The organism is Shewanella sp. SM74 (assembly GCF_025653725.1).
Classification (GTDB): domain Bacteria; phylum Pseudomonadota; class Gammaproteobacteria; order Enterobacterales; family Shewanellaceae; genus Shewanella; species Shewanella oncorhynchi.
In genome coordinates this window covers 1-24011 of the sequence record NZ_JAKKRZ010000032.1, presented here as the reverse complement: position 1 = coordinate 24011, position 24011 = coordinate 1, and the positions used below count along the sequence as shown (strand labels likewise).

Below are 24011 nucleotides of genomic sequence, written 5' to 3'. Positions count from 1 at the left end.
GTGCTAACTCAGAGCCTAGTGTTCTAAATAATATTCAAAATGCAGTTGAATATATTGATGAAAACCTCCCTATCGATCTGCGTGCTTTTGAGGCATCGTACGGCACAATACACGTTGTCGCATGCACATTGCGACTGAGTTAAGTTGATGATATGAATTGTTTATTGACGTATACCTTCGTGGTTTACTATTTTATTTTGCTCTAATGGCATTGGTTTTAAGGTACATAGAATTGTCAGCGTTACGATTTCTCGCAGGACCAACAGCATTTAACACCTTGGCAGAACAAGGTCTTAAATCTGAGCATTTTACCCAGCTACTTGCCGCCTCTGGTGGACCTAAATGGCTTGGTATCGCTGGGTTAGATAAGTATCTGTTTTCTGAGTTTTTCAAAGACAGACAAACACCGCTTTATACACTCGGCGCTTCTTCAGGGGCGTGGCGTTTAGCGTGTTTGGCGCAGCAAGATCCCCTCGCAGCCTATGGCCGCTTAGAGGATTTTTATATTGGTCAGCGTTACGACAGCATGCCAACACCGCAGGAAGTCAGTGCGCAAGTTAAAGGCGTAGTGCAGGGCATTTTAGGGGGAAATGGTGGCAGGGAAATCGTTAATAACACTCATATTCACAGTCATTTCGTCGTGTGCCGTGCTAAACATTTAAATCGTTTAACGGCAAAGCTTCCGCTTGCGGCGGGGCTGGCGATGGCGGCGGCGACCAACTTAGTGAGCCGTCGGAGTTTAGGTTGGCATTTTGAGCGTGTGGTCTTTAGCCAACAAGCTGCAGCATCTCCCTTTTTGCAACTCAACGATTTACCCAGTCAGCAGGTTGAATTAACTGAGGCTAATGTCGATGCTGTGATGTTAGCAACGGGGTCGATTCCTTTATTGCTGGCCCCTGTGTCCCAAATTGAAGGCGTTGCCGATGGGCAGTATTACGATGGCGGCATTACCGACTATCACTTTGATTTGCCTTTATCCCGTGCTAAGGGACTGACGCTGTATCCGCATTTTTATCCGACCATCAGCCCAGGATGGTTCGATAAATCCTTGAAGTGGCGCCAAGGTCGCGCTAATTATCACAATGCGCTAGTGTTGGCGCCATCGGCCGAATTTGTCGCTTCATTGCCCTTTGGCAAAATCCCCGACCGTGAAGATTTTAAGCAACTGGACACGGCGCAGCGGATGCAATATTGGCGTACGTCTGTGGCTTTGAGTGAACGTCTTGCAGAGGAGTTTGCTGAGGTTGTCGTAAGGGGAAATGTGCTAGAGCGACTGGAGCGTTTTTAGTTCGCTGTAATTGTGCTTAGAAAACGGGGTTTGACATGACGTGGTTGAAATGCCCTGATTCAAAATAGCGGGGTCGCAAATTTCTTTGTGCGCTCAGCGGCTTCAGGAAGGAAATTCTTTCACCTGCTACACTTTACAATAATAGGAAATACGAATGCATTGAGTTCGTTTCCTTCTATTTGGGGCAGGAGGTTGCTATGCAAACACGAGAAATGGCGTTACTCATGCGCGATGCCTTGTTACTGCCACAGGGACGGGTGGAGGTTCGCGTGGTTGACCCCGGTCATCTGCGCATGGTGGCCGATGTATTCAAGGGAAAGTATGTGCTCGCCTTTGCCACCATTAGACCCAGTGGTAGTCCGCCCTGTTATCCCACTGCCACCCAATGTGACATTATCGATTTTAATCAGCTAGAAGATGATTCACTCAGCATAGTGCTCGAAGGGCGTCAACGCGTCAGCATCCTCTCAGCGGCGCAGGCCAAAGATAAGCTGTGGATGGCGCGTACTTTACCTTGCCGTAACTGGCAAGAAGAGCCGATTAAAGGTGAATTTGAGTTGATAAGCGCCGCATTAGAGCAATTTTATGAAGTGAATCCCGATCTGTTTGAGCTCTATTCTCAAGTGCATTTGGAAGACGCCGCTTGGGTGAGCCAACGCTGGCTAGAGGTTTTGCCTATGTATAACAAAGATAAATTAGTATTAGTGAATCAGCCAGATTGCCACAAAACCTTGGACTTCGTGCTGCAACTCATCAAGTCCCATGTGGACTGAAAAACCACAAAAAGGCTAGAATAGCGGCTTTCTATAGCCGCTTTTTTTGTGATATGACTGCATCTGCCCGCGCCGCCCAACCTTCTTACATAGTGCTTCCTGTGAATGTCACAGATAAACCCACAGTGTTTGCCTTTCTCGTACAACATTTTGCCCGTATAGGTGAAGATGTATGGTGTCAGCGGATCCTCGACGGAAAAGTGCATTGGCGGGATGGCAGTTTGATCGCCTTGGACACTGAATATCGTCCAGCGGCGCGGGTGTATTACTACCGTGAAGTGCCGGTGGAAGCGAAAATCCCCTTCGAAGAACAGATCCTATTCCAAGATGACAATGTCATTTTGGCCTACAAGCCGCACTTTTTGCCTGTGACGCCAAGCGGCAACTATGTGAACGAATGTCTGGTGCATAGACTAAGATTGCGTACTGGCATTGATACTATCGCGCCCGCTCATAGGCTTGATCGTGAAACTGCTGGAGTGATCCTGATGACTGTCGCGCCTGAAACCCGCGCGCTCTATCATCAACTCTTTATCGACGATGCGATTCGTAAAGACTATCAAGCGATTGCCAAGTTGACTCCTGAGATTATTGAACAATATCAACAGGGCTGCTTAACTTTGCCATTGCACAGGACTGTTACAAACCGCATGCAGCCGAGCGACCCGAGCTTTACCATGAAAATCGTTGAAGGCGAGGCAAATACCCATTCCGAAATCAGTTTAGTGGCGGTAAAAGGCGATCTTGGTTTGTTCCACCTGAGCCCGATTACCGGTAAAACCCACCAACTTCGTGTGCATATGCAAAGCTTAGGTATGCCATTGTTAAACGACAGATTTTATCCAAGCTTATTACCCAAAGGGCCGGATAACTTTGCGACGCCTCTTAAGTTGATGGCGCAGCGGTTACGTTTTATTGACCCAGTGAGCGGGATCCATCACGACGTGCAATGTCAAGGTTTTGAGTTTTAGTCAGCGGAAAGCATTATTTCCAGTCTGTTTAAAGGAAATAATCGGGTGCAATTGTGTGCTTGGCCCTGTGATGGTATGAATACAATCTGCAGTATCTGAGTCTCTGCCATAGGGAGCCATATTACGATTGTTTAAAGGAAGTCCATTATGACCAAATCTGCGATCTTCTCTATCTTGCTTTGCGCTGCAGTATTAGTGGGGGCCATGTATTTTGGTGACTGGACTAAGCAGCCTTATCTGAATGACATTGCCGCCGAAATCCGTAAGGCGAGTGCGGTGATTGAACCGAAGAAACCGAGTTCGTCTGGCACATCGACAGCAGAAGCCGATGCCGAGCGGGATCAAAGCCCTAAGATCATTTGGGATCAAATGGCGCATGAAAAACCGTCGAATAAGTCGCAGCCAGAAGCACTGATTTTCAATCAGGCTCAGCCAAAACCTGCCAAAACCGATGAGGCGTTATCCAAAAATACGCCTTTGATGGATTCTGGCTCTGGTGCCACTCAGCCTGAAACGGTTAAACATAATAAACCCGTTTAATCTGTTATTCCTGTTTGGGTGGTTCGAACAGGGTTTCGCTCATATCGCCATGTAAAACCGCAATTTTTGTTGGTGCACCATCATCAGCTAATTCCAACATACCTATTCCGCTTTTATTCACTAGACGTTTACTCGGCTCACCATTTGGTCGCCTGCCGCGCAGCAACATACGTTTACGTTTTGTCAGCAAGTTAAGTGGTGAAAAGTGGCCATAAAACCAGCCATTGAGTTTATCGAAAATCGGTAACAGCTTCTCGGGGAAGTGATTTTTTATACCGCTGCAGGTGATTTGGTAGATGTTAGGGCTACTGCGTCTAAAACGAATACTGATGTCGTAACTAAAGGAGTAATGCACATCGCCGGAGAGGATCACAAACTCCTCTGGGGTTTTACGGTGCATAAAAATACTCAGCAGTGCATTGGCGGCGCCCGGGTGGGCCATCCAGTTTTCGGCGTCTACTAACAGGGAACCGCCGATCAGAGTGGCTGTGCGCTGCACTGCTTCAATCAACTTGACCCCAAACATGGGCGCAGGTGAGACGATAATGACCTTCGACTGGCCGAGTAGCTCTTGCTGCAAATCCATTAACGCCTCCCAATCCATCAAGCCGGAAGGTTTTGCAAGATTAGATTCACTGCGCCAGCGGCGGGTACGCGTGTCGAGCACGACCAGTTTGGGCGAGGACTCTAAGGTGTAATGCCACTGCTCAAATTTAAGTAATTCGTCGATGAGCAGATCCTGACTTTCGCTTTCTTGTCGCGCAAAAAACGCATCGAGCAGCGGGCGGATATCGGCGGCAAATTTATCAGGCGCGTTGCCAAGTCCTTGGAATAAGGTGTAGCCGATTAAGGCATTGCCAATAATGCGTTTCGAAAATGCGTGTTCGTAGGCCGCTTGTTCCCATTTAGCCGTCAGATTCCAATCATCGGTGACGTCGTGGTCATCAAACATCATATAAACGGGAATGTGCGCCATAAAGCGCCTGACTTGCCCCAGCCCAGCTTTAAAGCCAAGCAAGTGTTGCCACTCATTTTGCCAGCGGGCGGTATTGGCGGGTGATAAGCCATCGACATCCTTTGAGATGTTCACTAATTCCCACAGTTCAGGTGACCAAGTGAGTAAATACAGGGCGATGATTTCATTTAGGCTGACCAAATGATTTACGGCGATGGAGGAGGTAAAAATGGGGTGATTGCGATACCAACGCCAAAGCGCGGTTTTGGCCGGATATTGGGTATGAGGCAACAGGTTTTTATGCCGTTGATACAAATATGCGGGCTGATAATGAATGTCTTCACTAGTGGTGATGCTCGCGCCTTCAAATTGCTCATGTTTAAGACCAAGCAAATCGATGACTTGCCCTATGGCGCTTAACATAGGTCCCGCAACATCATCAATGTAGACCTGATCGCCACTCATTATGATAAGTGCAGGGCGATCATCCTCCGCACCCCTGTTGATTATCTTGGCTAAATGGGTATCGGCGGCGACCAGTGCATCGTCACTGTGGTGATGCGGATTGCGGCAGGAACCGTGGAATACTTGGGTTAATTCAGGGGTAAAACGTACACTTGGCGTCGACGCATCGCCGTAGTTTAGCTGGCTTATCATGGCAAAAATATCACCATGCTGAGCGGCAGACACTTGGTAAGGTGTGACGATATTGGGCGCGAGCAACTCTGGGCGCGACAGTATTATTAGATATTGATGGGCATGTTGCCCAAGTGGCACATAGTGTAAATCTGCATCCTGCAACAGGTACTCTTGCTCACCAAGACGCAGCTTAAGTTCAGTTAATGGCTCACGACTTACAAACCACAGGGTAAAGTGTGAGGCATCGCAGTGGCGCAGCATGGGGCCAGCTAATATCAGAGGAAGTGTCGTACTCAAATTCTGCCTATGGGTATTTGGGTTAATCTTGCATGAGTTAACCCTAAGTAAGTTTGGTTTAGAAGAGTAAACAAGTGCGTTGAATATGAAAAGCTTTTAGAATTGTTAGCCATAAATATGCGTTGAAACTGAATGGGGCGGTATGGCTAAGATTATGGTCACGGGGGCGACTGGGCTACTCGGCAGAGCTGTCGTAAAACAGCTTGAATTAACAGGACATGAGGTTATCGCCACGGGTTTTAGCCGCGCAAGTGAACGAGTGCATAAACTTGATCTTACCGCCCCTTTGGATGTCGAGGCATTTATCGCCCGCGAGCAACCGCAAGTGATAGTGCACTGCGCCGCCGAGCGTCGCCCCGATGTTTCCGAGCAAAATCCGCAGGCAGCATTGGCACTTAACTTAACCGCCAGCCAAGCCTTAGCTATGGCAGCTAAGGCCAATAATGCTTGGCTTATCTATATTTCCACTGACTATGTGTTCGATGGCACTCAACCTAAGTACGCTGAAGATGCAGCCACTCATCCGGTTAATTTTTATGGTGAATCTAAGCTAAAGGGCGAAGAAATCGTGCTAGACACTAGCGCTGATTTTGCTGTGCTACGCTTGCCAATCCTTTACGGCCAAGTAGAAAAGCTGAGTGAATCTGCTGTGCTAGTGCTGGTTAACCAATTGATTGAGCGTCGCGCTCAGGGTGTTGATCATTGGGCGATACGCAATCCAACCTCGACCGCCGATATTGCCCAAGCCATAGACAAGATGATTGCACAGCATATTGTAGCGCTAATAGTGCAGGGGATTTATCATTTTAGCGCCGCAGAGACTATGACTAAGTATCAGATGTTGTTGACCTTAGGAGAGATTTTACAACTCAGTACAGCGCACTTAACGCCTGAGTCTACGCCGACAGATAACGCCAAGCGGCCAAGGGACTGCACCTTAAGTTGTGCACGTTTAGCTGCGCTGGGGATTAGTTCTGAAATCAATTTTGCCACTGGCGTGCGCCAAGCATTAACACAATCGAGTGGTGCACTTGCTACGCTCGGATTCACTCTGTAGGAATCGCCATGGCTAAGATCTTAGGGACCAGTCTACAGGCTGCCGACCAAGTCGCATTACTGCGAACCTTAGGTTTGCTGCTGCAAATAGGCTTAACCACGTTTGCCGCCGATACTTTTGGTCTTAGCCTGCAAATGGAGCCGTTAGTGCATGTGTTAGTGCTAGAGGTATTATACCTTTCGCTCACATTGGCGCTACGTAAACCCTTATTTGCTAAGGAGCGCGGCCTCTTTATTGCGCTCAGCTTAGACACATTATTTTGGATATCTTGGTTGCACTTTTCCGGCGGCGCGACCAATGCGTTTATCTCGTTATTACTGTTGCCGATTGCACTTGCGGCTGTGACTTTGCCAATCTGGGCGCCTTGGGCACTGACGGCTATTTCAACCTTTGCCTACAGCCTGATGATCTTTACTGTGCCCGAATCCCCCATGCAGCACCACGGTATGGACATGAGTTCCCACTATTTAGGCATGTGGTTCAACTTTGTGATTTCAGCTTTGGTGATGACAACCAGCGTAGCGTTAATCACTAAGCGTATGCGCCGCCAAGATGCGCAGTTAGCTTATATGCGCGAAGGGCAATTGCGTCAGGAGCAACTCTTAGCCCTAGGTACAGTATCGGCGCAGATGGCACATCAACTGGCCACGCCGCTCTCGAGTCTGAGGTTATTACTCGATGAAGTAAAAGAAGACATGAGCGATAACTCGATAACGATTGTCGAGATGGAAACTGCGTTAGGTCGCTGTGAACATACACTTGCCGAGCTGAGATTAGCGACGGAGTCGATCCGCGATCGCCGCCAGCGCCCACTAAAGATCATTGAGCTGGTGGACAGTTTAAAGCAAAAAACCTTGCTGTTTATGCCGCAAACTGAACTGAATTGGTTGATCACTTGTATGCCTGAACAACTGGCAGAGCAAAGTATTCTGACTGATATGAGTTTAACGCCAGCCATCATGGCCTTGATTGAAAATGCTGCCCGCGCTAGCGCCGAAACCCTAGGTGCGCCGCAGGTGGATATCAGTTTAGATATAGCGCCAAACGAAGAGCAGATCTACTTGCAGATCCGCGATTATGGCACTGGTATCGCGCCCGATTTATTGCCACAGCTGGGCACCTTACTCATAGAAAGTCCCAAGGGTTTAGGTGTAGCTTTGCTACTCAGTCATGCCAGTTTAGAGCGTTTAGGCGCTGAGTTGATTTTGGCTAATCATCCCCAAGGTGGCACTGTGGCACAAATTCGTTTCACTATTTTAAGGGAGCTGGCGCCGTCTGTATCGCACAAGACTAAGGCTAGTGACGAGGTAAGTTCATGAAACGTTTGTTGATTGTAGAGGATGACCTTTCCCTTGCGAGTATTTTAGGCCGCCGATTAACACGCCATGGCTTTGAATGCCGATTAACCCATGATGCCAGTGATGCTCTGCTGGTGGCGCGGGAATTTCGTCCTAGCCATATTCTTTTAGATATGAAGCTTGCCGAAGCCAATGGCCTAGGGTTAATTGTGCCGCTGCGTCATCTGCTGCCCAAGGTGACTATGGTGTTACTCACAGGTTATGCCAGTATCGCCACTGCGGTGGAAGCGATTCGTCTCGGCGCCGATAATTATTTAGCTAAACCTGTGGATACCCAAACCTTGCTCGCCGCACTGGAAATAGATGGGCATTCCCATACTCTTCAAGAAGATGAAGTCGACGATTCGCCACTTAATCCTAAGCGTTTGGAGTGGGAGCATATTCAGCAAGTGCTCAATGCTAACCAAGGCAATGTGTCCGCCACGGCTCGCCAATTGGGAATGCATCGTCGGACGTTACAACGTAAATTGCTGAAGAAACCAGTGGGTGAAAGTGGACATTTGAAGTAACGATTCATCCACGTGTGGGCAAGGAGCAAGGAGCAAGGAGCAAGGAGCAACAGGCAACAGCTTAAGGCAAACCTGATGAGGTGCTGAGGCTGAGCGTTTGACCATAAAAAATGCCACTCAAAAGGGCCGAGTGGCATTAACAAGAAAACGAGAAGTGAATCGATGAATTAGCGCTAGGATTTACGCTAGCGCCATTGCACGATTAGGTTATGCGATTAAAAATTAACGGTTTCTTCGTTTGAGCAAGGGCCGTTAGTTTCACACACTTTATAGCTGAAGCTAGTGCCAGCTAGGTCAGTGAAGCGGTCAATAAACGATGAACTGCTTGAAGTACCCACCGCAACACCGTTACGGAAGATAGTATATTCATCAGCGTTGTGACCTTCCCATTCGAGTGCAACACGAATGCTGCCGCGACGAGATTTGTTAGCGTTTTTCACTGTCATTTCTAACGCCACTTCTGGCACTTCAACTGCAAATTCTTCAGAAGTGCTTGCCGTTGCGCCATCGTTGTCAGTTACAGTCAGTGTGACTGTGTAGCTGCCTGACTGGGCATACTGATGATTGACACTCGCACCTGCGGCATTTGTACCATCACCAAAATCCCAGTTCCATGATGTCAGGTCGCCATCGCTGTCAGTACTGGTGCTTGTGAAGCTGCCGTTGCCGTTAGCAAAGCTTGCAGTAAAGCCTGCAGTTGGAGCTTGGTTTGGTGTGTCATCGCCGTCATAAGCACCCACTAGGCTCACACCTGTGTAGCTGCTATAGCCGCTGACCATCACCCAATAAGTTCCCGTTTGAGCAGGATCAATAGCACAGCTTTCGGCATTACCTGACTTGTATGGACGACAGTCATAGCTGCTAGACGTCGGCGCTTGACCAAATTTAACATACATGTCCGCATCACCTGTGCCGCCTGACATATTGAAGCTCAGGTTAGTTGCACCGCTAGCGACATCGAGTTTGTAGTATTTTTTGCTACCTGATGCACCCGCTAAACCTGTCACAGCAACACCGTTGGCGAGTTCAGTAGCTTCTGGTGGTGGCGGTGGTGGTGGCGTTTCACAAGGGGTGATACCCACAGCGGCAAACGCAGTAACCACATCGTCAGCACTTAAGCCTAAGTCAGTTGCGGCCGATTTTACACCACAAGCGCCTTGCCAGAATAAGCTGTCCGCCGTCCAATATAATTGGTTAGCGACTACGAATGTTTGGAATGCTTTGCGTGTATCCCAACCTGGTAAGTTAGCTAAAGTGTAGAAAGCTTTATTGAATACACCTGAACTGTGGTGCACGTCGATGCCATCATAGTAATCGTCGATATGACCGATTGAGATACCGTCTAAGGTTGGATCTGCCATGTAGCGCAGTGCACCACTGCCTTTAAAGATATCGGCGCCGACTAACCAGTCGTTTGTGCCGTGCATGTAAAATTCAGCAGCTTCACCCGCCATATCTGAGAAGGCTTCGTTCATGCCGCCAGATTGATCTGCGTAAACCAGCCCTGAGTTTTGTTCAGTGAACCCGTGGCTCACTTCGTGTGCCGAGACATCTAAGCTCACTAATGGGTGGAAGGTTGTTGCGCCATCACCGAAGGTCATAGCGCTGCCGTCCCAGAAAGCGTTTTCGTAGTTGTTGCTGTAGTGAACTCGCATCGTTAACTGAAAGGTTAACGGTGCAGTGTTGTACCACTCGCTATACATGTTGTAGATCACGTTGCCAAAGTAGTGCGCATCGTTTAATGGCGAGTAAGCGCCGTTGATCTCTTTGACTGTATTGCGTGGACAAGTATAAGAGAAGGGGGTGGCGCCTGATGTGGCACCGTTTAGGTTAACGGTTTTCACGTTAGGTGAGTTCATGGTGCAAGTGTCACCGCTCACTTCAACGTCTAAGCTAGAAAAATCAGTACCGTATTCGTATTGGCCTGTCTTAATGTTACCGCCTGGACCTGTGCCGGTTGCAGCATGGTTAATCCCTTCCCAACGCTTAATCACTTCACCTGAGTGCGCGTCAACCATAGTGAATGGGCGGCTTGGCTCATCGCCATATACTACAAATGAGGTCACATAAACGAGGCGAGTTTTAGCGGCATCATCGAGGTAAAGCCATAATTTTGCTTGTTTGTTTTCAGCTTTTAGGCCTGCAACGGCTTTGTCAGACTTGCCACGGATCGCAATATCTAACGCTTTGTTAGCCGTTAAAGTGGGTTTGACAAAATCAGCCGACTTTTCAATATTTTTTAATACGCGGCCAGACATGTCGCTGTAAAAGCCCATGCTCGATTGTGACGTCGCAACAGAGAAACCATAAACCGGTACGCCATGGAAATATTGTTGTAAACGTTGTTTTTGCTTGCCTTGACCTAGGTTGAGTTTTTTCTCGACTTTGAGTTGGCTACCTGCGTCTAAGCTGAACTGAGACACTAAGTTATTGCTTGAAGACGCGCTTCTAAGAGTACCGACATCGACAACATCGGCAGCAAATGCGGATGTGCCTAAAGTGGCCGACACAGCAATGAAGAGTAGCGACAGTTTTTTGTTTAGCATCATGCTTGAAATCCTTTTTCCGTTTTGTAAATAACGTTGGAATGCCATACAGCTTAACTGGCTCGGGCGAGCGTTTTTTATTGTGATTTCTACAGGGTCGTCGGCATCCCTCTGCCATGGCCGCATAGAATGAGCTGTTGCTCAGGCGGGAATTCTCAGATTTTTATTCTGTGCAAAGCGTGAATAACCGCATGACTCTAGATGTTATTTAAATGTAAAAGCGTTAACAATCGTACAAAGGAACTATCTTCAACGTTCATTTAGACGCTTTTAAATCTGAATTAGGACTTTTGGGTAATAGGGATTTAGCCAAGCGGAAGGGTGATGCACTTGAGTGTTTTAAAATAATTTAATGATTTATTTCAATTGTTTATTTTTCAGTGTTCTTGAAAAGGCTTGATTAAGGATGGGGTGTGCGTTGGGGGCATCATCCTATCAAGGGGTTGAGATCCTCGGCTTTGATTTATTAACTTAGAAAGACTCCATCGGAGTTGCCGCTGCTTGACTTGCTCTTCAGCTTATGTCACCAAGGTAACTCTGTGCCATCGTAGGCAAAAAAACGCCCTGTTTGTGCGGGTGTAGCATTGGCTATGATGGGCAGTAAGCAGTTGGCGACATACTCAGGTGTAAACAGTTTGCCTTTGGGGACACTCTGTTGAAATGGCTGAGATAATGGCGTGTCTGTCGTGCCCGGATGCAGAGACAACACCACGCCGTGTTTCATGGTGCGTTGCCACTCAATCGACAGTGTTTTGAGAAACATATTCAGCGCGGCTTTTGAGGTGCGATAGCTGTACCAGCCTCCTAATTTATTATCGGTAATACTGCCGACTCTCGCCGATATCACGGCAAATCTTGCCGAGCTACTTTGTTTTAAGGCATGGCAGAAGTGTTTAGCCAGCATGACACTGGGCAGGGTATTGAGCGTTAAATTGTGCTGGAAAAAGTCGATATCCAGTGACTGTAGGCTTTTTTCTGGCCCTTTATCTTGGTTGTGTAAAATCCCGACACAGTTAATAATCCAATCTAATTCAGTGAGTTGTTCACTTAGCTGTCTAATCTCAGCTTCATTGGTCACATCTAATGCATGCCATTGGATTTTCTCCTGCCTGTCTTGGGGAAGATGATGCCAGTAGGTGGCGTGCACTGTGGCGTCGGGATAGCTTTCTTGAATTTGCTTAACCATGGCTTTGCCAATACCCCCACTCCCGCCGACGATAAGTACTTTCATAGCAAACTCTCCCTATCCAAATATCTATATCAAAATCTTTATATCAAACTCTTTATATCAATGAGTCACACTTAACATTACTCAGCTACAAACGGTTTAGATGAACGAGGTTGTGCTCGGCCGTGGCTAATATGGCGTGCCTTACGGGCTCGTCCATCTTGTCCCATGTGTTGTACAGCATGCCGATCCTTGGGTTCTGCGACAATCGCGCGCGGTGTTTGTCCATAAAGCGCCAATAAAAGCTATTGAACGGGCAGGCAAGTGCGCCGCTGCGCTCTTTTATCTTGTAATGACACCCGCTGCAGTAGTCACTCATTTTATTAATGTAAGAGCCGCTAGCGGCGTAGGGTTTAGTGCCGACAATGCCGCCGTCGGCAAACAATGCCATGCCGCGGGTATTGGGCATTTCAACCCATTCGATGGCATCAACATACACGCCTAAATACCACTCATCGACTTGATTTGGCTCGATTTCGGTTAATAAGCAGAAATTGCCGATCACCATTAAGCGCTGAATATGATGGGCGTAGGCAAAATCTAATGATTGGGATAACGCTTGTCGCATGCAGCTCATCTTAGTGTCGCCATGCCAAAAATAATCGGGCAGCGTCCCATGGGCATCGAGAGCATTAGTGCTGGCGTACTGCGGCATATTGGCCCAGTAAATGCCGCGAACATATTCTCGCCAACCTAATATCTGTCGTACAAACCCTTCAACTTGGGCGATATCAATCTCAGCATTCGTTTGATAACTGTCGATGGCCGCATTGATGACTTCTAACGGGCTGATTAATTTACTGTTAAGGCTGAATGATAGTCGACTATGGTACAAGCTCCACTTGGCGGGATGTTGCGCTGTCATGGCATCTTGAAAGCGGCCAAAGGAAGGAAGGCAAACCTGACAAAAATATGTTAATAGCTCGAGGCTTTGCGCACGGTTTATCGGCCACAGCAATGGCGTATCAATACGACCCATGGTCGGGATTTGATGACGTTCAAGCCTAGCGAGAATTTTCGTCACATCGAGGCTAAACATTAATGGCTCAGGCAAGACTTTTATATCCTGAGGTTTAAGCTTTTGACGGTTGCTTGCATCAAAGTTCCATTGCCCGCCGAGTGGCTTTGCGTCTTGCATCAAGATGTTGAAGCGTTTACGCATACGGCGATAAAAGTGCTCCATCATAATGTGTTTGCCGACGGGGAACTGCGTATCGATTTCGTCAAACGGCAATATAAAGTGTTCTGTATCGACACAGTTCACCACGGCGGTGTTGAGCTTAAGCTGACTCAATTGCTCAAGCAGGCGGTATTCATCTGGCCTTTGGTATTCAAACTTGATTGCGCCAACCTGCATCACTTGATGTTGAATGAGCCCCAGTAGATCGCTATAGCCCTGAGTGTTATTGAAGGTGTCATCAAGGGTTAAATAGAGCACTTGATGCCCTTGCGCACGCAGCTCTTGGGCAAATTGCGCCATTGCCGCAAAGAAGGCACATATTTTTTGCACATGGTGGGTTACATAAGTGTTTTCTTGGTGCAATTCTGCAATCACATACAGCACTTGATCATCAACACGGTTAAACCAAGAATGCTGGGCATTGAGTTGATCGCCTAAAATTAACCTGACTGTATGGAATTGCTGTAATTGCATTAAGTGGACTCGTTGAATGACTTTCGCGGTTAAGCATTTCGCGATGGGATATTGCCTGACATTACGAATTGGGTTGCAGTGAGGATCACAAAGCAGGGTATTTGTCGTGATTTCGACAAGGAGGTTTATCTAAACTTGGTTTGATAGCTTTTAAAGCAAAGTCAAAGTCGGGGGCTTCACCCCTTGATTTTCAATCAAGAGTCCTTGCCGAACAACGTCGATGTCTGACTGCCAGTTCGCCATCCTTGGCTCTCGTTCGTACCGCTGTTTTCGCAGCACTCACCCTAGCGAAGTTACATGCATTAACTCTTTATTTATAAGCAGGGCTTCGTGCTTATTCAAAATCGCTAACGCTTACGGTGGTACATCCCTATTAATTAAATAAAGAATCCGAAAGCTAACTTGGCATCCATGCCTCGCTCATGCGATTTTCTTCAACGCCCTTCAGCAACTTCGCAGGTGAAGGTGAACTTCTGAAGTTTTAGTGTTGTTTGTTAGTATTTAAAAAGAGTACTAACACTCCATTTTTAAAATTTAACAATGGGAGTCTAAATAACACGAGCTAATTCATATAATAAGGCTGGTGGAGCACGTTTTATAATACAAAAATGAGATTGGTATCCTTAGATATAAAAACATCGGCCTAGACCGATGTTTTGGGGTTGTCTGATGCAATAAAATTCACATAAACAGTGAGATAGCTAACCACTAATCCCAATATACTGTATAGACATGATAGCCTGCATACGGCTTAGGGGATAGTTGATGTTCGCCATAGGGCCAGCCTGTCCCCATTCCATCTGCTGCGATTCCTTCAATCCATTCTTCCACTTCCGCCAGAGGCGCACAGGTAAGAATATGAATGTTCTCAGCTGCAGGCCATAGCTCATCATCCTCAAGTGCTTCGGACCATTCATCGTGCATCCCAACATAAACACCTTGCACATCTGACCTATGTTCGATTTCTTTCAAGCAACGATAGATTTCTTTGATGGATGGTCGACCATAACCCCAATTATTGGGTGCGATAGACTCTTCATCTTCGTTTTCTAAAAAGTACTCATTTAATGTCACTACCGGACAGTGCTCTGGATCGGCGGTCGATAAGGCGCTTAATTTATTGAGTAATTCCGTTCTCGTTGTCACTGACAATACTCCATTTCTAAGATTTGTTTCCAGCGAAGGTTTAACTGTTTTATCACATATGCAGGGCTAATAATAAATCTGGCCATCCATTTTAGAGCAACAATATAATGCACTTTCAGGTTGCCTACAAAGAAGCTGTTTTCAAGGCACCCAGCTTAAATGGTGTGGTAGTTAACCTCCGACTATGTTTTGATTAAGCATTAAACAAGGAGGTTTATATGCCGCGTCCTCTCAGAACTTAATAAGCCTTGAAGACATTCCCTATTACCATTGCTATAGCCGCGTTGTGCGGCGTGCTTTTTTATGTGGCGATGATGCCTATTCTGGGAATAATTATGACCATCGCCATAGTTGGGTTGAGTCACTACTGTTTGAACTTGAAGCCGTTTTTGCTATCGATGTTGCAGCCTTTGCGGTGATGTCGAATCATCTACATGTGGTGCTGCGGGTCGATATCGACAGTGCCAATCGTTGGACTGACTGAGAAGTGCTGGAGCAGTGGCATAAGTTGTTTAAAGGCGATGAATTAACACAAAAATCCGTTTAAGGAGAGTTAGTTGAGGCGCATGAGGTCAACCGATTAAAGCATTCAATTGCAATTTACCGCAGCCGATTATGCGATATTTCATGCCTAAGTTTTCAAAAGAGCGCGATGTTTGAATGAGCTAATAGCAAGACAAGCAAATCAAGAAGATAACTGTACAGGCCACTTTTAGCAGGGACGGTTTAAATCACAGGCCTTACTTGATGAAGTTGCTGATTTAAAATGGTAGACCTGATAATTTTCATTCCATTATCCTTGACCATGTGATCGCAGTGTTCGCGCTTACTTATGCTGCAAATGGCGCCATCAAGCGCTTAGGGATAACTCATTTTTAAATCAAAGTTGGCGAGTCACTGGCGTAATAGTCTTAATCGTTGGGTGCATTGATCAAAAAGTTATTATTTTATAGTATGTTACTCAATTTTAATGCGTCACTTAACGCAGCGGGAGCTTAGTTCGTATGCGGGAATATGATGGGATTGAAAAGCGTTATCAAAGACCTGATGCCGATTTAGCTAAAAGTTTGATGATTATCGAAAATTTATTGGGTTTTACGCCGCTAGAGGATAGGTTGGAATTTGATTTGTCTTTTTGGGCTGGCGGCTCAGGTGTATTCGATAAGTTGGCGGTTTCATGTTCTGTGACTCCCGAGCAAATGGTACTCGCGCAAGATAAGTTGAGACTCTATTCCCCAGAGGCGGCGATAGCATTGGATGAATGGCGTGATGATTTTATTTGGCTAGTGGAGGATGAAGACGTTTGTACCGATGTGCTGGTTAGGTCGGCGCATTTTATTAATCAGAATAAAGCGCCATTTCAAGATGTTTGTCTTAAAACGCAATCCATTTATTTCGCTTACATGAGTGATGTGAATGGCTGGACTGCGGTATGGGGTCAGCAAGATAGGCTCAATTATGCTTATTTCTGCCAAGGATAGCCTTTATCTTTAAGTGATTACCGACAATCGCCAGTTAAGTGTTATTTACCAGTCCGTAATCAAGGGCGTAGCTTTCAAGCTTGGCATCGAGATCATCTAGATCTTTATAAAACTCGTCATCGAGCTTATCGAGTACGCTGTACAGGTCTTGGTTATCGGTGGTGGCTAAACGACGATCTCTGTCGATTGGTACGGGCTTTTCGCCAAACACGGCCTGTTTTGCTTGGTGCAATAAGTTTAACGAGTGGCTTGCTCCCATTTGGATAAGTCCACGCTCAGCGAAGGCGTAATGCTCACCTGAAGAGTTGTCGAAATACTGAATAAATCCACCATTATAGACTTCGCCAGATAAGCAGTTCACCGCATAGTAGTTTTGTTCCTCTGGTCTAAGCGTATAAAAACCTTGTTCTTTGTTATGTACCCTTACAACAAGATCTCGCCAAAAGGCTCGAAAGGGACAGGTTTTATCGAGTTCACGCTCTTGTTGGTAGTATTCCTTCGCACGCTCGAGATTTGCACGTATGCCATTTTTGCAGGGCATGCATAAACCCTCATTTTTCTCGGCGGTACTCGGAAGGATTAAGGTGTTACATTCTTGGCAGGGGATTTTTTCCGACATGGTCTTTCCTTTGATACTCAAGTCAGTAAGAGAAGTCACAGCTTCACAAGCTACCCATTGTTAAATTCTCTGTTTCTAGAGTTTACATCGCACAATTAAGCGTCTATTTACCTAACGTACTAGTTGTACTTTATATTCATCGCAATCAGCGGTTCGCGTGAGGCTTTTTCTGCGCGTAGGCGGGCGAGGTATTTTTCCCATAGGTCCACCTGGTGGGTGGCGAGATCGTAGAGCACTTTCCACGAGAATAGGCCTGTGTCGTGGCCGTCATCGAAGACGATTTTCACTGCGTAGTTACCGACGGGTTCTATGGCACTGATGTTGACGTTTTTCTTGTGGGTGACCAGCTTTGGATTACCGTGACCATGCACTTCGGCCGAGGGCGAGTAGACTCTGAGCATCTCGCAGCTGAGCTGATATTGCTCACCATTATCGAAACTGATTTCTAGAATGCGCGATTTACGTTTCAGTTTAAGATCGGTGACATTGGGCGTTGCTGTGGTCATAGGTTGGCTACCAAGAAAATGCTAAGGATAGGATAACGACTCATTAAAATAACACCTGACTAATGTAACCACTCGCGGCCAAGGATACAAAGGGTAAGCGAGAGCCTTGGTCAGGCTTTTTCGTTTAAGTCACACTTTTGCAGTTGAGTCGTTCACCGCCAAGTCGTTTGAGCTTGGCGGTGAACGGTTTAGTACTAGAGGATAAAGCGGCTGAGATCTTCGTCTTGGACTAAGTTGTCTAAGTGGGCGCTGACATAGTCGGCGTCGATAACAAAGGCGGAGCCCGATTTTTCCGATGCCTCGTAGGAGATATCTTCCATCAGCCTTTCCATCACAGTGTGTAAACGACGGGCGCCGATGTTTTCGGTGCGCTCGTTCACTTGCCATGCGGCTTTCGCAATGCTGTCGATACCCGATTCGCTGAATTCAACTTTCACGCCTTCTGTGCCCATCAGCGCGATATATTGCTCGGTGAGCGAGGCGTGTGGCTCGGTTAGAATGCGTTTAAAATCATTGGCTGATAATGCATCTAACTCGACACGGATCGGTAAACGACCCTGTAATTCAGGAATTAAATCAGACGGTTTAGACATCTGGAATGCGCCAGAGGCGATAAACAGTATGTGGTCGGTTTTTACCATGCCGTGTTTTGTGGTAACAGTGCAGCCTTCGATGAGCGGCAGTAAGTCACGTTGCACGCCTTCACGGGAAACGTCGGGGCCTGAGGTTTCGCCGCGCTTACAGATTTTGTCGATTTCGTCGAGGAACACTATGCCGTGTTGCTCAACCATTTCAATGGCTTGTTCTTTTAAATCTTCTTGATTGACCAGTTTGGCGGCTTCTTCTTCGATCAATAGCTTAAAGGCTTCTTTGATCTTCATCTTGCGACGTTTTGCTGGTGCTTGGCCCATGTTTTTAAACAGACTTTGCAGCTGGTTGGTCATTTCTTCCATGCCTGGAGGCGACATGATTTCAACACCAATTTGCGGTTGGGCCACATCGATATCGATTTCTTTATCGTCTAATTGGCCTTCGCGTAGTTTTTTGCGGAAGACTTGACGGGTATTTGAGTTGGAATCGGTTTCAGTGCTTTCCCAGTCGTTTTTTGGCTTAGGCAACAGGGCATCCAGAATGCGCTCTTCGGCATTTTCTTCGGCGCGTTGGCGACATTTGCCCATTTGCTGCTCGCGGGTCAGCTTGATGGCGATATCGGTCAAGTCGCGGATGATTTGCTCGACTTCCTTACCGACATAACCCACTTCAGTGTATTTAGTGGCTTCGACCTTGATAAAAGGCGCGTTCGCCAGTTTGGCTAAACGGCGGGCAATTTCAGTTTTACCAACGCCCGTTGGGCCAATCATCAGAATATTTTTTGGGGTGACTTCTTGACGGAAATCCGCGTCAAGTTGCATCCGGCGCCAGCGGTTGCGCAGGGCGACAGCAACAGAACGTTTGGCCTTTTGTTGGCCAATAATGTGTGCATCCAGCTCGTGGACAATCTCACGGGGGGTCATTTCAGACATAATATTCCTCACGGGCTGTTTAGTAATTGAGTTCTTCAATCGTTTTGAATTGATTGGTAAATACGCAGATATCCGCAGCAATAGTCAGGGATTTTTCGGCGATTTCTAGAGCTGACAGCTCAGTATTTTGCAATAGTGCAAGGGCCGCCGCTTGGGCATAGTTGCCGCCTGAACCAATGGCGACTAAGTCGTGTTCTGGCTGAACGACATCACCATTACCTGTGATGATCAGCGAGGTTTCCGCATCGGCCACGACTAACAGGGCTTCGAGTTTACGCAGCATACGGTCGGTACGCCAATCTTTGGCGAGCTCAACGGCCGAGCGCAATAAATGGCCTTGGTGCATTTCGAGTTTGGCTTCGAAACGCTCGAATAGGGTGAAAGCATCGGCGGTGCCGCCTGCAAAACCTGCCAGTACCTTGTTGTGATATAAGCGACGCACTTTTTTGGCGTTACCTTTCATGACGGTATTGCCTAGGGAGACTTGGCCATCGCCGGCGATGACAACTTGATTATTACGGCGTACTGATACGATAGTGGTCACAATGAATCCTCTTCTGGCCCGCAGCAAAAGTTGCGGTGGATGATGGGATATATATGGGGATGGATGACAATAATTCAAGTAATCGCGGCAAATGCCAAAGGAGTTTGCGATCTTTCGCGCTCCTTTAGCAATAAAAATAAGCGCTTATTGGGAAAGGGTGGATCGACCTACAATAGTGCGGCCATCGAAGGGATAGTATTTAAGATCCCAGTTTTCACTGCCGAAGCTGCGATCGTCAGAGACATAGTTGAAAATGCAGTAAGCATTGGGATCTTTTATGTCGACGGCACCATACCAGTAAACAATGTCGACATTGGGAACTGTGCGCCAAGAGTATTGATCGGCAATGACAAATTCATTATTAGCCAAAAGACCTTGCCATAACTGACCACAATAATCGCCCTGCAATTTAGCACCGGCATCAGCGGTTGCAGTCTCTATTCCCAGTGGAAATCCAGTGGTGGTCGAGTCGAGTTTTCCATCACCATAACAGGCGAGATCTTGGGTATAACCTGAGTGACCGCCCGCAAGCCAGCAACTGTGATAAAGCTTAACACCAGAGGTAAAGGCCGCAAATGTGGTTTTGGCTCTGGCATCGTGAGCATCTTGGCCTAGGTTTAAAAACCGTGGTGCTGCGACGACGGCCAAGATCCCAAGGATGATAATGACCACAACCAGCTCAATTAATGTAAAACCCTTCGATGACTGCAAACGACTCATATTGCTCACCTATTTGTTAGAGGACAATATTCTAACGGAACTTTGATTTGCAATCAGTAAGCCATTGATAATATTTAGTTGTTTAACATTGCTGTTACATGGTTATGCAGCAAGATGGCAAGCCATCACTTCACCCTTCAATGCAATCAGCCGAATGTAAACGGCTTATAAAGCCATTTTGTCTATAACACGATAGCGGGTTTGTACGTAGCCATTGTCGTACTGCTGCGTGTGAATTGGCATTAATTGAATCGCTTGAGCTAAGTCGCCAAAGAGGGGAATACCTTTACCCAGTAAAGTGGGGATGCGAGTGAGCGTGAGTTCCTGAATTAGCCCTGCCGCTAAAAAGCCTTGGATTGTTTGGCCGCCATCGATATAGATATGTTTGAAGCCACGCTCTCTGAGTTGTTTGCTGATATTTACCGCATCGCCATTAAGCACTTGCACGTGCTCACTTAACGCCGACGGTACTGTTACACCGCTGCGACTTAATACAAACACTGGGATATTTACATAGGGCCAATCGCAATCGAAGGAGAGGACTTTTTCAAAGCTTTTTCGTCCCATTACAATCGCATCGATAGTGTCGATAAAGGCATGATAACCAAAGTCTTCATCGGGATTAGTACTGGGGTGCTGATTTAAAAAGTCGATATCCCCATCGGGCGTTGCGATATAACCGTCGAGGGTCGCGGCAATAAAAACGGAGGCTTTCATTCATCTTCCTTAATGCTATTTTCGAGCGTGTTTCTCTAGTGATTCTTTCAGTGCCTGTTGCTGAGCGAGGCAGTCTTGTTTTGCTTTGCCCGACATATCGTTACACGTTTGACCTTTATCTGGGCCTTCCAATATGGCTGCTGCAATATAAACTGCGGCGTCGGCTGCATTGCATTCTTGTTTGCTGTAGGGGGAATTTGTATCACATTTTGAATTAAGTGGCCCAACGCAGCCACTCATACAGGTCAAGACTAAGGTGCTAAAGCTGAGTAATATTAAAGGTTTGAACATTCGCTCTTCCATGATTCTTATTATTTGAGACGGTTGGAAAGTATATAACTGCTTTGCAGACGGAACTAGAATTGGATCGTTCCATTTCCACTTTAGTTGTTATCTTGGAGGAAGGCATTCGCGGATGGAAGCAAAAAATCCCCGAGGGTATAGTTACCCTCGGGTGGAGGTTCAAAAAGCAGTGGATTTCTTGAGCGCCTGCGGGGCACAAAGGAAGGAACCTATGGCGTGATTGTGCGGGCTGCTACGATATTTAACAAAGCCAAATGCACAAACTGCGACAGCTTGTCGCAGGTTGGATGAAAACTGTGTAGTTACGGTATCTTGAATGGTCGGGGTAAAAAGGGTTTAACGGTTAAATCCTTATGCGTGGCGAGAAGGCTTAACAATTGTTTAGTGACCACGGGTGATTGACTTATAAGACAGAATTCAGATTGCCTAAGTGCTGCACTAGCTCTGCCATATTGTTCACTTCGAGCTTTTTCATGATTTTTGCGCGGTGTACTTCAATCGTGCGCAGGGATAAAAACATCGCCTCCGATATTTGCTTGTTAGTCATGCCTTGGATCACATGGGCTAACACTTGCTGTTCGCGCTCAGTCAGTTGGTCAAACTTATGCTGCAGACTTTGCTGTTCGAAGGCCGCTTGGCTTTCACGCTGCGCCTTTTCAATCGCTTGTACTAATGCCTTGCCGGACACTGGTTTTTGAAAAAAATCGCAGGCCCCCTTACGAAAGGCGCTTAACGCCATAGGTAAATCGCCGTGGCCAGTGAGAAAGATGACGCCAAGCGGACTGTGGGTTTCGAGCAGTTTTTGCTGCACTTCTTGGCCGGTGATTTCCGGCATTCGGCTATCTAAAATCACGCAGCCCGCCTGTGATAATGCACAGTGCTCAAGGAAGTCGCGGCCGCTGTTGAAGGTTTGCACTTGATAGCCAAATTGTCCGAGCATAAAGCCCAGTGAATCCAGAATCGCTTCATCGTCATCGACTAGATAGAGTGGCAATTTTATCGACATGGTGTTCCTTGTGGGGCGGTAAGCATGCTATCAGCTTAAGCTGGGTGCAGAGTGGGCTCAATTTTAAGCCTAGGTCTTGGGAGATACATCACTAAATTAGCCGATTCCCTCTGGGCATAAACCAGAGTTTGGCGGCATTTCACAGCTTGATTTTTATCTGCGAGCTAAAGTCGTTCCATGACAATGGCATATAAGAGTGGGTAATAGAGGCGATGACGATTGACTCTTGGTGTAAAGCGATATTGATGGGATTCTTGCTGAGTATCATTGGGCTTAATCCGTCCTATGCCAACGAAGCGACAGAAGTGAACCATTTTAGAGTCGGAGTGCTGGCAAATCATGGCGTGTTACAGGCCAAGCAGCGTTGGCAACCTATGATGGATTACCTCAGTGAGCAAGTGCCTAATAGTCATTTTGAAGTCGTGCCTGTGGATTTTAATGGCATGCGTAGTCAGTTACTTGAGCATGATTTGCAGTTTATCGTCACTAACCCTGGGCAATATCTGCATCTAAGTAACAATTTCCCGTTGTCTTGGCTTGCGACAATGAAGAGTCGTAAGCATCAAGGCAGTACTTTTACCATAGGTGCGACCATTATTGTCCGCGCCGACAGCCCTATCCGTACCTTGCAGGATTTGCGCGGGCGCAATGTGGTCGCCAGTGATCCGCAGGCCTTGGGGGGGTATCAAGCGGCCATGGGGTTACTGCATAAAATGGGTTTTTTACCCGAACAGTTTTTTGGGCAAGTGCGCTTCCTCGGTTTCCCGTTAGAACCGCTTATCTATCAAGTCAGAGATGGCAGTGCCGACGCCGCAATAGCGCCTTTTTGTACCTTAGAGGAAATGATCGCAACGGGTCTTGTTAATCAGGGCGATTATCGGGTTATCCATCCTGCAACGCCTGCAGGATATGATTGCGAGGTGAGCACTCAGTTATACCCAAACTGGTCATTCGCTGCGGCGGATACGGTTTCTCCTAAGCTGACGATGGCGATTACCCGCGCCTTATTCGATTTACCCGCCGATCATATTGCAGCCATTACCGCCGATACTTTGGGCTGGACTGCGCCCGTGAGCCAGTTAAAAGTGATTGAGTTATTTAAAGAATTACAACTACAGGGAGCATCACCACCACTTTATCAAACCGTATACAAATGGATGTCAAAAAATAAAGAATGGGGTGGCGCACTGCTGTTAATTTTCATTATTTCCACCATTTATCACCTGTGGCTTGAATATAAGTTTCGCCAGAAAAGTGAGTTTTTAGTCAGCACTGAGCGCCAATTAAAGGACAAGGCACTGCAGCTTGAGCGACTACAAAGTGCGGCGATTCTTGGGGAAATAGGTGCCGGACTTGCCCATGAACTCAATCAACCCATAGCCCTGAAGGATCCCCTCATAAATCAGCCATAGCATAGCCATATTTGAGCAACTGATTGGCGAATAATACCCAGGCCGCCAGCAATTCTTTCTCCGTGATTTGATAATCAGGCCGCCTGAGTACCTCCAATCCCAAGCGAATCGTTGAGAGTACCGTTCGATGCCCAATGGTATTGGCCTGAAAATGCTTATCCCAGCCCTGTTGCTGTGCGTGTAAACCAACTAGCCACAACAGGCATTGAACCATCAACG

General features: G+C 46.9%; 21 protein-coding genes and 3 pseudogenes. 10 read left to right on the top strand and 14 right to left on the bottom strand.

Annotated elements, in window-relative coordinates:
• Positions 1 to 232 precede the first annotated feature (232 nt).
• The 4 genes from L5M49_RS21495 to L5M49_RS21480 all read left to right on the top strand — a co-directional run bounded on the left by L5M49_RS21495 (position 233) and on the right by L5M49_RS21480 (position 3572).
• On the top strand, positions 233 to 1288 hold the full coding sequence (locus tag L5M49_RS21495) for an alpha/beta hydrolase (RefSeq protein WP_263223336.1): 1056 nt from the start codon (positions 233 to 235) through the stop codon (positions 1286 to 1288).
• A gap of 197 nt (positions 1289 to 1485) precedes the next feature.
• Positions 1486 to 2061, top strand: a complete 576-nt coding sequence (locus tag L5M49_RS21490; RefSeq protein WP_105251225.1) for an LON peptidase substrate-binding domain-containing protein — start codon at positions 1486 to 1488, stop codon at positions 2059 to 2061.
• Between the two features lie 53 nt (positions 2062 to 2114).
• Positions 2115 to 3032 (top strand): pseudouridine synthase, encoded by a 918-nt coding sequence (locus tag L5M49_RS21485; protein WP_263266823.1) that lies wholly within the window; start codon positions 2115 to 2117, stop codon positions 3030 to 3032.
• Between the two features lie 147 nt (positions 3033 to 3179).
• Entirely contained in the window at positions 3180 to 3572 is a 393-nt protein-coding gene (locus L5M49_RS21480; protein WP_212600493.1) for a hypothetical protein, read from the top strand.
• A gap of 4 nt (positions 3573 to 3576) precedes the next feature.
• Here the strand turns inward: L5M49_RS21480 and L5M49_RS21475 are convergent, their stop codons facing one another.
• On the bottom strand, positions 3577 to 5427 hold the full coding sequence (locus L5M49_RS21475) for an alkaline phosphatase D family protein (protein ID WP_263266829.1): 1851 nt from the start codon (positions 5425 to 5427) through the stop codon (positions 3577 to 3579).
• A 178-nt stretch (positions 5428 to 5605) separates the two neighbouring features.
• On the opposite strand from L5M49_RS21475, the gene L5M49_RS21470 reads away from it, so the two are divergent.
• Genes L5M49_RS21470 through L5M49_RS21460 form a run of 3 tightly spaced genes read left to right on the top strand, consistent with a single transcriptional unit; the run spans position 5606 to position 8387 of the window.
• Positions 5606 to 6520: a dTDP-4-dehydrorhamnose reductase family protein gene (locus L5M49_RS21470; RefSeq protein ID WP_263266822.1), complete on the top strand. Its 915-nt coding sequence runs from the start codon at positions 5606 to 5608 to the stop codon at positions 6518 to 6520.
• 8 nt (positions 6521 to 6528) lie between these two features.
• On the top strand, positions 6529 to 7839 hold the full coding sequence (locus tag L5M49_RS21465) for a sensor histidine kinase (RefSeq protein WP_263266821.1): 1311 nt from the start codon (positions 6529 to 6531) through the stop codon (positions 7837 to 7839).
• Positions 7836 to 8387, top strand: a complete 552-nt coding sequence (locus L5M49_RS21460) for a response regulator transcription factor (RefSeq protein WP_263172991.1) — start codon at positions 7836 to 7838, stop codon at positions 8385 to 8387. Before L5M49_RS21465 ends, L5M49_RS21460 begins: the two co-directional genes overlap by 4 nt.
• A 215-nt stretch (positions 8388 to 8602) precedes the next feature.
• On the opposite strand, the gene L5M49_RS21455 is transcribed toward L5M49_RS21460, so the two are convergent.
• The 4 genes from L5M49_RS21455 to L5M49_RS21440 form a co-directional block, all read right to left on the bottom strand.
• Entirely contained in the window at positions 8603 to 10936 is a 2334-nt protein-coding gene (locus L5M49_RS21455; RefSeq protein WP_263266820.1) for a M4 family metallopeptidase, read from the bottom strand.
• Positions 10937 to 11456: 520 nt separating this feature from the next.
• On the bottom strand, positions 11457 to 12164 hold the full coding sequence (locus L5M49_RS21450) for an SDR family oxidoreductase (RefSeq protein ID WP_263266819.1): 708 nt from the start codon (positions 12162 to 12164) through the stop codon (positions 11457 to 11459).
• Between the two features lie 85 nt (positions 12165 to 12249).
• A complete protein-coding gene (locus L5M49_RS21445; protein ID WP_263266818.1) occupies positions 12250 to 13815 on the bottom strand; it encodes a cryptochrome/photolyase family protein in 1566 nt (521 codons plus the stop codon).
• Between the two features lie 708 nt (positions 13816 to 14523).
• Positions 14524 to 14961 carry a hypothetical protein gene (locus L5M49_RS21440; RefSeq protein ID WP_113940113.1) on the bottom strand — a complete coding sequence of 146 codons (438 nt, stop codon included), beginning with the start codon at positions 14959 to 14961 and terminating at the stop codon, positions 14524 to 14526.
• Between the two features lie 218 nt (positions 14962 to 15179).
• On the opposite strand from L5M49_RS21440, the pseudogene L5M49_RS21435 reads away from it, so the two are divergent.
• Positions 15180 to 15674: pseudogene (locus L5M49_RS21435) on the top strand (transposase); the annotation flags it as partial.
• A gap of 291 nt (positions 15675 to 15965) precedes the next feature.
• Positions 15966 to 16442 carry a hypothetical protein gene (locus tag L5M49_RS21430; protein ID WP_263206915.1) on the top strand — a complete coding sequence of 159 codons (477 nt, stop codon included), beginning with the start codon at positions 15966 to 15968 and terminating at the stop codon, positions 16440 to 16442.
• 34 nt (positions 16443 to 16476) lie between these two features.
• Here the strand turns inward: L5M49_RS21430 and L5M49_RS21425 are convergent, their stop codons facing one another.
• From L5M49_RS21425 to L5M49_RS21390, 8 genes are all read right to left on the bottom strand, one after another.
• Entirely contained in the window at positions 16477 to 17061 is a 585-nt protein-coding gene (locus L5M49_RS21425) for a DMP19 family protein (protein WP_263266817.1), read from the bottom strand.
• A gap of 119 nt (positions 17062 to 17180) precedes the next feature.
• Complete coding sequence (locus L5M49_RS21420; RefSeq protein ID WP_063883307.1) at positions 17181 to 17567, bottom strand: gamma-butyrobetaine hydroxylase-like domain-containing protein; 387 nt, start codon at positions 17565 to 17567, stop codon at positions 17181 to 17183.
• A gap of 194 nt (positions 17568 to 17761) precedes the next feature.
• Positions 17762 to 19090, bottom strand: a complete 1329-nt coding sequence (gene hslU / locus L5M49_RS21415; protein ID WP_105251238.1) for an HslU--HslV peptidase ATPase subunit — start codon at positions 19088 to 19090, stop codon at positions 17762 to 17764.
• A 19-nt stretch (positions 19091 to 19109) separates the two neighbouring features.
• Positions 19110 to 19634, bottom strand: coding sequence for an ATP-dependent protease subunit HslV (gene hslV, locus L5M49_RS21410; protein ID WP_006083300.1), 525 nt, complete (start codon positions 19632 to 19634; stop codon positions 19110 to 19112).
• Positions 19635 to 19778: 144 nt separating this feature from the next.
• A complete protein-coding gene (locus tag L5M49_RS21405; protein ID WP_219234484.1) occupies positions 19779 to 20354 on the bottom strand; it encodes a type II secretion system protein in 576 nt (191 codons plus the stop codon).
• 165 nt (positions 20355 to 20519) lie between these two features.
• A complete protein-coding gene (locus tag L5M49_RS21400) occupies positions 20520 to 21071 on the bottom strand; it encodes a dihydrofolate reductase family protein (protein ID WP_263266816.1) in 552 nt (183 codons plus the stop codon).
• 15 nt (positions 21072 to 21086) lie between these two features.
• Positions 21087 to 21362 carry a hypothetical protein gene (locus L5M49_RS21395; RefSeq protein WP_263266815.1) on the bottom strand — a complete coding sequence of 92 codons (276 nt, stop codon included), beginning with the start codon at positions 21360 to 21362 and terminating at the stop codon, positions 21087 to 21089.
• Between the two features lie 415 nt (positions 21363 to 21777).
• Positions 21778 to 22380 carry a response regulator transcription factor gene (locus tag L5M49_RS21390; protein ID WP_105251242.1) on the bottom strand — a complete coding sequence of 201 codons (603 nt, stop codon included), beginning with the start codon at positions 22378 to 22380 and terminating at the stop codon, positions 21778 to 21780.
• A gap of 212 nt (positions 22381 to 22592) precedes the next feature.
• Here L5M49_RS21390 and L5M49_RS21385 point away from each other — a divergent pair.
• Positions 22593 to 23762 (top strand): annotated as a pseudogene (locus tag L5M49_RS21385) (PhnD/SsuA/transferrin family substrate-binding protein); the annotation flags it as partial.
• A 13-nt stretch (positions 23763 to 23775) separates the two neighbouring features.
• On the opposite strand, the pseudogene L5M49_RS21380 reads toward L5M49_RS21385, so the two are convergent.
• Positions 23776 to 24011, bottom strand: a pseudogene (locus L5M49_RS21380) (IS4 family transposase); the annotation flags it as partial.